Source organism: Bradyrhizobium sp. 1, from assembly GCF_023073315.1.
Taxonomy (GTDB): Bacteria; Pseudomonadota; Alphaproteobacteria; order Rhizobiales; family Xanthobacteraceae; genus Bradyrhizobium.
In genome coordinates, this window is sequence record NZ_JADPJH010000035.1 from 74,462 (window position 1) to 84,439 (window position 9,978).

Consider the following 9,978-nt stretch of genomic DNA (forward strand, 5'->3'; position numbering starts at 1 on the left):
AGGCGGAAATAAGAGAGCATTGCTCCTCCGCCTGCAACCTTTGTCTGGCCGCTTTTATCGCTTGCTAGCCTGTCGCAGCGCCCGTTCGCGTTCCATCTCTGCCACCTGCTTGGGCAGGTTGCCCTGGACGCAGGCCTCGGCCAGCCGCCGGCGCTCCTGCCAGGGCTTGACCACGTTCATCCAGAGCTCGCGCGCGCCCATGATGGAGATGGCGAGGCCGAACGGGATCACGAAATAGAGGATGCGGAAGACCAGCAGCGTCGCCAGAAGCTGCTCGCGGCCGTATTCGGGCAGTGCGACCAGCATGGCGACATCGAACACGCCGATCGAGCCGGGCGCATGGCTGGCAAAGCCGATCAGCGTCGCCAGGATAAACACCACCGCCAGCGACATGAAGTCGATCGGCGGATTGGCCGGCATCAGGAGGTACATCGCCGTGGCGCAGAAGCCGAGGTCAACCACGCCGATCAGGATCTGCACCAGCGTCAGCGGCGCCGAGGGCAGCGCCACCTTCCAGCCCTTCTGGCCGAGTTCGCGACGCTTCTCGCCCATGCAGAGCCAGATCAGATAGGCGCTGATCGCGGCGAGACCGCCGAGCCCGATCAGCCGGTTGATCGACGACGGCAGTTGATCCATCGAAGAGGCCGCATCCGGATGGATGACCATGCCGATCGAGAGCACGAAGATGTTACCGAGCCAAAAGGTCAGTCCCGACAGGAAACAGATCTTGGCGACGTCGATCGCGTTCAGCCCGTAGTCCGAGTAGATCCGGAAACGGATCGCACCACCGGTAAAGACGGTGGCGCCGATGTTGTGGCCGATCGAATAGGACGTGAAGCTGGAGAGTGCTGCGATGCGATAGGGCACGTGTTTCTTGCCGATCGTTCGCAGTGCAAAAAAGTCGTAGAACGTCAGCGTACAGAACGCGAAGACGACGCAGATCGCCGCCAGCCCAATATTGGCCCGGGGAATCTCGGTCAACGCGGTCAGGATGACGCCGGTATCGATGTGTTTGAGAGTGCGCACAAGCGTCGTGATCGCGAAGGCGATGATGAACACGCTCGCCGCAACGCCGAGCCGTCGCCAGCCGATCCATCTCTTGAAGCCGCGCTTCAGCGCAGGCAGCAGTCCGTGCATTCATCCTCCCGGCGGGGGCAAGACCGACCGGGCCAGACATTGGCCGGTCGGGTGCGATCAGTGCCCGAAATGGGCTTTGATCGCTAGGCATGATGTAGCTCATTTAAGGCAAAAACAGCGACTTGTGCAGCCCTTGACAACGATAGGTTCTGCGTTGGACCGGCCGCTTTTGTCATACGTGGTTCACATCGGGGCCGTTAAGCATATGAGTCGAGAGACCGGCCCGGATCGCGCCCCGCATGCTGACACCGTTTCATGTCCGGCCGTCGCCGGCGTTGTTCCAACGCAAGCGGTGCCGCTTTTTTGGAACGTCGGTGCTGTGCGCTGGTTAGCGCCCCATCAGCAATCGAACATGGCGGAATGAGCGGCTTTTCCTGCAAGCCGATGCCTCCGTGTTCCCGAAACCCGAGAGGATCGGAACGATGGGACTGTTCACGAAAGACATCAAGACCATGAACGACCTGTTCGTGCATCAGCTTCAGGACATCTATTACGCTGAGCAGCAGCTCACCAAGGCGCTGCCGAAAATGGCAGATAAGGCGACCGATCCGGAGTTGAAGCAGGGCTTTTTGACGCACCTCGAAGAAACCAGGCAGCACGTCGAGCGGCTCAAGGAAGTCTTCAAGATGCATGGCGCAGAAGTGAAGGCGGTCGACTGCCCCGCGATCGACGGCATCATCGAGGAGGCGGACGAAACCGCGGGCGAAGTCGCCGACAAGGCAGTGCTGGACGCCGCCCTGATCAACGCGGCGCAGGCCGCGGAGCATTACGAGATCGTCCGCTACGGCAGCCTGATCGCCTGGGCCAAGCAGCTTGGCCGCAACGATTGCGCCGCCGTTCTCGCCAAGACGCTCGAGGAAGAGAAGGCGACCGACAAGAAGCTGACGACGCTTGCCGAGAGCAAGGTGAATCTGCGGGCGGCGGGCTGAGGCCAGGCTTAGCCGCAAGGGCGCCGCGCGGTCATCCGCGCGGCGCTTGTACATGATGCATCCATCATTCGGTCATTGTCGAACCATGATGGCGATCTGGAAGCGTATATGTCGCATGGGGCTGCAATCGAGGTGGCAGCATGCGAGCCAACACCATCAAATATGAAGCTTTCGACGACGCGAACGGCGCCCCGCGCGGCGCATCGCGCCTTGCGACCTCCCTCACGCTCGCGGCGATGAGCCTCGGCTACGGCGTGGTGCAACTCGACGTCACCATCGTCAACACCGCGCTCGATGCGATGGGCCGGACGCTCGGCGGCGGTGTCGCCGAGCTGCAATGGGTCGTCAGCGCCTATACCATCGCCTTTGCCGCCTTCATCCTGACGGCCGGCGCGCTCGGCGACCGCATCGGCGCCAAGCGCATCTTTATGGCGGGGTTTGCGATCTTCACCGCGGCCTCGCTGGCCTGTGCGCTGTCGCCCAATGCCATCGTGCTGATCGCAGCGCGGCTGGTCCAGGGACTGGCAGCGGCAATCCTGGTGCCGAATTCCCTCGCATTGCTCAATCATGCCTATACCGACGATCGCGCGCGCGGTCGCGCCGTCGCGGTCTGGGCTGCCGGCGCGAGCCTTGCACTCACCGCCGGTCCCTTCGTCGGTGGTGCGCTGATCACGCTGGTCGGCTGGCGCGCGATCTTTCTCGTCAACCTGCCGATCGGCCTCATCGGCCTTTGGCTGAGCTGGCGCTACGCTACTGAAACCACGCGGGCGCCCTCGCGCGAGATCGATCTCCCCGGCCAGCTTGCGGCGATCGGTGCGCTGGGCGCACTCGCCGGTGCGATCATCGAGGGCGGCACACTCGGCTTCGAACATCCTGCGGTGATCGCAGCATTCATGGCGGCGGCCGTTCTGGCCATGCTGTTTGTCTGGCGGGAGAGCCGCGCGGCACAGCCGATGCTGCCGCTGTCGCTGTTTAGTCACCGGCTGTTTACCCTGACCGCGATCGTCGGCCTGCTCGTGAACATCGCGATCTACGGCCTGATCTTCGTTCTCAGCCTCTACTTTCAGCGGATCAACGGGCTGTCGGCATGGTGGACCGGTCTCGCCTTCGTGCCGATGATGGGGGCGGTGCTGCCCGTCAATCTGCTGGCGCCGCGCCTCGCCGAGCGGATCGGCCCGTGCCCAACCATCGTGGTCGGCGCCTGCGTCTCGGCGATCGGCTGTCTCGGCCTGCTATGGATCGAGGCTGACACCAGTTATTGGACGATCTGCGCGCAGATGATCGCGATCAGCGGCGGACTTGGGCTGCTGGTGCCGCCGCTGACCTCGACCTTGCTCGGCAGCGTCGAGAAGGCGCGCTCCGGCATCGCCGCCGGCGTCCTGAACGCGACGCGGCAGACCGGCAGCGTGCTTGGCGTCGCGCTGTTCGGCTCGCTTGTGGCCTCGGAGGGGGAGTTCATGGCGGGCCTGCACGCCTCGCTGGTCGTATCGGCCACCGCCCTGCTGCTCGCTGCGGCCGTGATCGGGATGGGCGCACCCTCGCGAGGACAAACAATGTGAGCAAACGTACACATCTTGCGTTCACCATCCGGGGAACCAGCACATAGCCGGTTACCGACTATCCACCTCCGCGGTCTCTAGTGCAGGCTGGATAGGGGCCGGCAATGTATCAAGTTCTCTACTGTCTCACGGACCAGCATGATTGGCGCCTGGTCGCACTCGGCGGCGCGGTATGTCTGCTCGCGAGCGCGGCGGCCGTCAGCCTGTTTCACCGCGCGCGTGCGGCGATCGGGGGAGCTCGCGTCTCGTGGATCGCGCTTGATGCCGTCGTCGCCGGCTGTGGTATCTGGGCAACCCATTTCATCGCGATGCAGGCCTATGGGCCCGGTGCAGGCGGCGCCTACAACGTTCCCGTGACGGTGCTGTCGCTGATCTTTGCGATCGCGGTCACCTTCATTGGCCTCAGCATCTCGGTGTCGGCGACGCGGACGATCCCGGTTGCGCTCGGTGGCGCCGTCGTTGGCAGCGGCGTCGCGGCCATGCACTACACCGGCATGATGGCGCTCGAAATACCGGCGCATATCGGCTGGGCAACTGGCACCGTGACGGTCTCGATCGTCCTCGGCATCGTCTTTGGGGCGCTTGCGCTGGTCGTCGCAGGGCGACGCGACAGCCTCGCGGGTGCGCTCGGCGCGACGGTGCTGCTGACCGTCGCCATCGTCTCACATCATTTCACCGCGATGGGCGCCGTGGAGTTGACGGCCGATCCCGCGATCGTCATCAGCGGCCTGTCGATCCCGCCGGCCTCATTGTCCATTCTCACCGCCAGTGCCGCAGCCGCGATCATCGCGATCGCGCTCGCGGCGGCTGTGCTCGATCGCCGTGCCAAGGGCGAACTGGGACGCCAGCAAGTCGTGCTGGACACCGCGCTCGAGAACATGTCGCAGGGACTGTGCATGTTCGACGCGGACGGCAAGATCATGCTGTTCAATGAGCGCTATGCGGCGATGCTGGGTCGCGCCGACGTCATGCTGACCGGCCGCCTGCTGGTCGACGTCTTGCGGGAAGAGCAGGCCAAGGGCCAGTGGCAGGGCGACGCGGACGAATTCTTCGCGCGCCTCGTGGCCGACGCGCGCGAGGCACGCACGACCAGCCAAATCGTCAACCGGCTCGGCCGCTCCATCCGCGTCGTCAACCAGCCGATGCAGGGCGGCGGCTGGGTGGCGACCTTCGAGGACATCACCGAATGGCTGGAGGCACAGGCGAAGATCTCGCACATGGCGCGCCATGATGCGCTGACCAGTCTGCCCAATCGCGTGCTGTTCCACGAGCAGCTCGAGCAGGGACTGCGCCGGGCGGGTTCGGCCGACCAGCTCGCCGTGCTCTGCCTCGATCTCGACCACTTCAAGGACATCAACGACTCGCTGGGGCATCCCATCGGCGATGCGCTGCTCAAGGAAGTCGGCCGCAGGCTGAAGGCCACCGTCGGCGACAATGACACCGTGGCGCGGCTCGGCGGCGACGAGTTCGCCGTGGTCCAGATCGGACGTTCCGAGGAAGCTGCGGCGAGAGCGCTTGCCGGCCGGCTCGTCGAGGTGATCTCGGCGCCTTACGAGATCGACGACCATCAGATCGTCATCGGTGTCTCGATCGGCATCTCGCTGTCGCCGCAGGACGGCAGCAATCCGGACGAGCTGTTGAAGAACGCCGACCTCGCGCTGTACCGCGCCAAGGCGGACGGCCGCGGCACCTATCGCTTCTTCGAGACCGGCATGGATGCGCGCGCGCAGGCGCGGCGCCTGCTGGAGATGGATCTGCGCGCGGCGCTGCAACGGAACGAATTCGAGCCCTACTATCAGCCGATCCGCGACGTCGCCAGCGACCGCGTCGTCGCCTTCGAGGCGCTGCTGCGCTGGAACCATCCGCAGCGCGGCCTGATCGCCCCCATCAACTTCATTCCGCTGGCCGAGGAGACCGGCCTCATCGTCCAGCTCGGCGAGTTCGTGCTGCGCAGCGCCTGCGCCGATGCGGCCACCTGGCCGGACGATGTCGACGTCGCCGTCAACCTGTCGCCGGTGCAGTTCAAGAGTCCGAACCTGATCGCGACCGTGACCGACGCGCTGGCCGCCTCGGGACTGGCGGCGCGCCGTCTCGAACTCGAGATCACCGAATCCGTGCTGCTCCAGAACAGCGAGGCGACGCTGACCACGTTGCACGAGCTGCGCGGCATGGGCGTGCGCATTTCGCTGGACGATTTCGGCACCGGCTATTCGTCGCTGAGCTATTTGCGCAGCTTCCCGTTCGACAAGATCAAGATCGACCGCTCCTTCGTGTCGGAGCTTGCGACCCGCCAGGATTCCATGGCGATCATCCGCGCGGTCACGGGCCTCGGGCGCAGCCTCGGCATCGTGACCACGGCGGAGGGTGTCGAGAACGACGCGCAGCTCGAACTGTTGCGGCGCGAAGGCTGCACGCAGGTGCAGGGCTATCTGTTCAGCATGCCGAGACCCGCGTCCGACGTCGCGTTGATGCTGGAACGGCCACGGCTGCGGGCGTCGGCGTAACGTCCTAGCCGCGGCGCAGTGCGAAATGCGCGCCGCAGAACGCCATCACCGCGCCGAGGCACAGCGCGGCAAGCCCGGCCAGCACGCTGGAGATGGTCGGGACCGGGCTCGGTGCCGAGGCCACCTGGCCGGCCCCCGCCAGCAAGAGCACACCGACGGCGATCAGGAATTGCCGCATCCGTTGCGGAATCTGGCCGTCGACGGCGCTCTGCATCAACGATGCCGTGAAATAGCCACCGGAGAAGCCGACGGTCGCGATCAGCCACCAGGCAATCGCCGCGCCCGCGGGCATGAACTCATGCGTGTCGGAACGCCAGAGGCCGCCGAGGTCGAGCCCGTAGCGCGCGCCCAGCATGTGCACCGCGAGTGCGAGCAGCACGCCGGAGATCACGGCGGCGCCGAGAATCAGGCGGCGCGGAAAAAAGGTCGTGTCAGCCATGCCTCGCTTGTAGGATGGGCGAGGGCGATCGCGCAAGCGGATCGCAGACGGGATCGCGCGGACGGGATTGATCGTGAAGATGCAGCTGTTCGAGGCGCGGCCCGCTTCAGCCACGAGCTATGCCTACAAGGCGTCGCTGATCGGTTCGGCACACCGCTTCGAATTGACGGACGAGGGGCTGTCCTGGCACATCTCCGGCCGGTCCGGCTTGTGGCGCTATGACGAGATCAGTGCAATCCGATTGTCGTTTCGTCCGGTCTCGATGCAGCAGCACCGCTTTCGCGCCGATGTCAGCCGCAGCGGCGGCGGCCGCATCGCGATCCTGTCGACGAGCTGGCAGACCGCGGCCCTGATGGCGCCGCAGGACAATGATTTTCGCAGCTTCATCGTCGAATTGCACGCGCGGATGGCGCAGGCGGGCAGCCGCGCGGCGCTCACCGCAGGTCTCGGCCGCAAGACCTATGCGGTGGTGCTCGCGTTCCTGGCGGTGTTGACCGCGGCGATGACGGGCCTGCTGATCCGCGCGCTCATGATCGGCGAGCTCGCCGGCGCGCTGTTCATCCTCGGCTTTGCCGCGCTGTTCGCCTGGCAGGTCGGCGGCTTCGTGCGGCGCAACCAGCCGCAGAGCTACAGTTTCGATCGTGTGCCCAGGGCTTTGCTGCCCTAGGAGGCTTTGCTGCCGTAAGAGGCTTTGCTGCCCTAGCTGCAACCGGCCGCAATCAAACGTGACTTCGCGCGCCGGCGCCGGTGTCGCATCGTGCGGCCATGTCCACGATGCATCGCGCCACGCGGCCGCTTACGGCGGATGAGATCGCCGAGATCAACCGCGCGCATCTGATCGATACGCCGCTCCGGCCGGCCGACCTGTTGTTCATGTTCGGCACCCGCGAGGACGTTGGCTTGCGGGCCGACACGGCCGCGCGGCTATGGCGCGAGGGCTTGTTCCGCTGGTCGATTGTCAGCGGCGGCGTGACGCCGGGCTCGGAGCAATCCGAGTGCACCATCATCAAGGCGGCGATGGCGGCGGCGGGGATCCCCGCTGACCGGATTCTCGAGGAACATGATGCGATGAACACCGGCGAGAACGTGATCTTCTCGCTGCCGATCATCGATGCGGCGCTTGGGCTGCAAAATATCCGCAGCGTGATCTGCCTCGGCAATAGCTGGACCGCACGGCGTTATCCGATGACGCTGCAGCGGCACTGGCCGGAGGTCGAGAAAATGCTCCTGACCGTGGACAGCTTTGCGACGCCACGCGGGCTCTGGCACACCGATGTCGAGTTTCGCCGACGTGTCCTGCACGAATGGGACAAGATCGAGCCCTACAAGGCGAGCGGATTCATCGCGGAATGGCCGGAGGGCTGACGGACGGAGGGAGGCTACTCCGTCGAATCAAAATCCTCTTCCTTGGTGCCGAGCAGCGAGACGAGCGTGCGCAGGCCGGAATCGAGCTGCTCGAAGGTGGGTGGAGCGAGCGCGAGCCGCACCGCATTCGGCGCGTGACCATGCGCGACCGCGAATGTCGAGGACGGCGTCAGCGCGATGCCGCGCCGGGCAGCCGCGGCAACGAATGTCTGCGACCGCCAATGCGGCGGCAGCGTCAGCCAGAGATGATAGGAGCGCGGGTCGGCCGCGAGCTGGTAACCGGCGAGCAATCGTGCCGCAGTCTGCTGGCGGCGCGCCGCGTCGATGCGTTTGAGCCGCGTCAGTTCGGCGACGGTGCCGTCGGCCATCAGCCGCTGCCCGGAGGCGAGCGCGTGGCCGGAGGCGATCCAGCCGCCGGTGCGGACCGCGCTCATCACGCTCTCGCGCAGATGCGGCGGCGTGACGAGAATGCCGAGCGCAAGGCCCGGCGCGACCTTCTTGGAGAGGCTGTCGATCACGATGCAGCGATCCGGCCCGAGCGCGGCCAGCGGCGTGTCGTCGGCGAGGAAGCCGTAGACGGCGTCCTCGATGATGGTGAGGTCGAGCTTTTCGGCGACGCGCATGATGTCGGCGCGCCGCGTCGCGTTCATGGTGACCCCGAGCGGGTTCTGGATGATCGGCTGGAGATACAGCGCCGACAGATGCGCTTCGCGATGCGCTTTCTGGATCGCGTCGGGCCGCGCGCCGAATTCATCCATCGGAATCGGGACCAGCGTGATGCCGAGCCGCGCTGCGATGCTCTTGACGTAGGGGTAGGTCAGCGCCTCGACGCCGCAGCGGCCGCCGGTGGGGACGAGTGCGGCGAGCGCGGCCGCGAGCGATTGCTTGCCGTTGGCGGTGAAGACGATCTGTTCGGCCTGCGGTGTAAAATCCTTGCGCGCGAGATAGGCGACGGCCGCATTGCGCGCGCTCTTGGTGCCGGTGCTGGTCGAGACGCGCAGCGCAGATTCGAGCGCGTCGACGCGCTCCAGGCCCGCAAGGCTCTTGGCGATCATCGCCCATTGCTGCGGCAATAACGGATAATTGACCTCGAAATCGATCCGCGCATCGCGCGGCTCGCTCAGCGCCTCGACCTCGCGCCTGATGTCGCCGGAGATGAAGGTACCGCGGCCGACCTCGCCGACGACGAGGCCACGGCGGAGCAACTCCGTATAAACCCGGCTCGCGGTCGAGACTGCAATGCCACGGTCATAAGCAAAATTGCGCTGCGGCGGCAGCCGGTCGCCGGCCCTTAACGTGCCGTTAGAGATATCCGAGGCAATGGCATCGGCAAGCTTCACGTACTCGAACTTGGACATTATTGCACCGAGAGCAATGTTTCACTTGCTCCGAGTAGTGTACTGGAGCATTTAAGTTCCATCAAGGTCCGCGATTGAGCCGAGGAGAGCGAGAGCAATCCGATGGCAAATAAGGTGCAGGCGCTTCCAGCGTCGGCGCCAACGGCATCCGCTTCGCCGCGTGGACAGTAGGCCGGAGAAGAAAAATGACCACGATTTCGCAAACTGCCGGGCGGAGCTTACGCCCCTCGTCGAGCGGATTTTTCAGCACGCTCGTCAACGCCGCTTATGGCCTGTTCGACCGCCTGGAGCGCCGCTCCGCCGTCAAGACGCTGAACGAACTCGACGACCGCGCCCTGCGCGACATCGGGATCAATCGCAGCCAGATCGAGGACGCGGTGTACGGGCAGTTCAAGGCCGAGCTGACGCGGTATCTGTAAACTCCTTCTCCCGTGTCCCGGACGCGCTGCAGCGTTCTTACGCTGCTGCGCAGAGCCGGGACCCAGAAGGGCCACGCGACCCGCTGATGCGTGGGCCCCGGCTCTGCAGCGCACCGCTGAAGTAGCGCTGCGCCGCGTCCGGGGCACGAGACTTTCGTTCAACGATAGACACACCTTCGCCCTCTCGCGGCTTGTTTCGCCCGAGCTTTGCTTGATCGCCTTACCCTCAATTGAAAGAGGGCGCAGGGAAGACCGGGTGCCGGCTGGC

9 protein-coding genes are annotated in these 9,978 nt (G+C 65.3%); 6 read left to right on the forward strand and 3 right to left on the reverse strand.

The features are described 5' to 3' along the window. Nucleotides 1–54: 54 nt before the first annotated feature. Nucleotides 55–1,137 (reverse strand): YbhN family protein, encoded by a 1,083-nt coding sequence (locus IVB29_RS33840; protein ID WP_247507764.1) that lies wholly within the window; start codon nucleotides 1,135–1,137, stop codon nucleotides 55–57. Nucleotides 1,138–1,559: 422 nt separating this feature from the next. Here IVB29_RS33840 and IVB29_RS33845 point away from each other — a divergent pair, with 422 nt between their 5' ends. From IVB29_RS33845 to IVB29_RS33855, 3 genes are all read left to right on the forward strand, one after another. Beyond that, the gene (locus IVB29_RS33845; protein ID WP_247507765.1) at nucleotides 1,560–2,066 is read left to right on the forward strand and encodes a ferritin-like domain-containing protein; all 507 of its coding nucleotides are present in this window, start codon (nucleotides 1,560–1,562) and stop codon (nucleotides 2,064–2,066) included. 140 nt (nucleotides 2,067–2,206) lie between these two features. Further along, complete coding sequence (locus IVB29_RS33850; RefSeq protein WP_247507766.1) at nucleotides 2,207–3,625, forward strand: MFS transporter; 1,419 nt, start codon at nucleotides 2,207–2,209, stop codon at nucleotides 3,623–3,625. Nucleotides 3,626–3,729: 104 nt separating this feature from the next. After that, nucleotides 3,730–6,129, forward strand: coding sequence for an EAL domain-containing protein (locus IVB29_RS33855; RefSeq protein ID WP_247507767.1), 2,400 nt, complete (start codon nucleotides 3,730–3,732; stop codon nucleotides 6,127–6,129). Between the two features lie 4 nt (nucleotides 6,130–6,133). Here the strand turns inward: IVB29_RS33855 and IVB29_RS33860 are convergent, their stop codons facing one another. After that, nucleotides 6,134–6,568, reverse strand: coding sequence for a hypothetical protein (locus tag IVB29_RS33860; RefSeq protein WP_247507768.1), 435 nt, complete (start codon nucleotides 6,566–6,568; stop codon nucleotides 6,134–6,136). Nucleotides 6,569–6,647: 79 nt separating this feature from the next. Between IVB29_RS33860 and IVB29_RS33865 the strand changes: the two genes are divergently transcribed. Together IVB29_RS33865 and IVB29_RS33870 are read left to right on the forward strand one after the other, a co-directional pair. Further along, entirely contained in the window at nucleotides 6,648–7,235 is a 588-nt protein-coding gene (locus IVB29_RS33865) for a hypothetical protein (RefSeq protein ID WP_247507785.1), read from the forward strand. Nucleotides 7,236–7,333: 98 nt separating this feature from the next. After that, nucleotides 7,334–7,933: a YdcF family protein gene (locus IVB29_RS33870; RefSeq protein ID WP_247507769.1), complete on the forward strand. Its 600-nt coding sequence runs from the start codon at nucleotides 7,334–7,336 to the stop codon at nucleotides 7,931–7,933. 14 nt (nucleotides 7,934–7,947) lie between these two features. Here the strand turns inward: IVB29_RS33870 and IVB29_RS33875 are convergent, their stop codons facing one another. Continuing rightward, nucleotides 7,948–9,291: a PLP-dependent aminotransferase family protein gene (locus tag IVB29_RS33875; protein ID WP_247507770.1), complete on the reverse strand. Its 1,344-nt coding sequence runs from the start codon at nucleotides 9,289–9,291 to the stop codon at nucleotides 7,948–7,950. 185 nt (nucleotides 9,292–9,476) lie between these two features. On the opposite strand from IVB29_RS33875, the gene IVB29_RS33880 reads away from it, so the two are divergent. Next, nucleotides 9,477–9,710: a DUF1127 domain-containing protein gene (locus IVB29_RS33880; RefSeq protein ID WP_247507771.1), complete on the forward strand. Its 234-nt coding sequence runs from the start codon at nucleotides 9,477–9,479 to the stop codon at nucleotides 9,708–9,710. The last annotated feature ends 268 nt before the right edge of the window (nucleotides 9,711–9,978 follow it).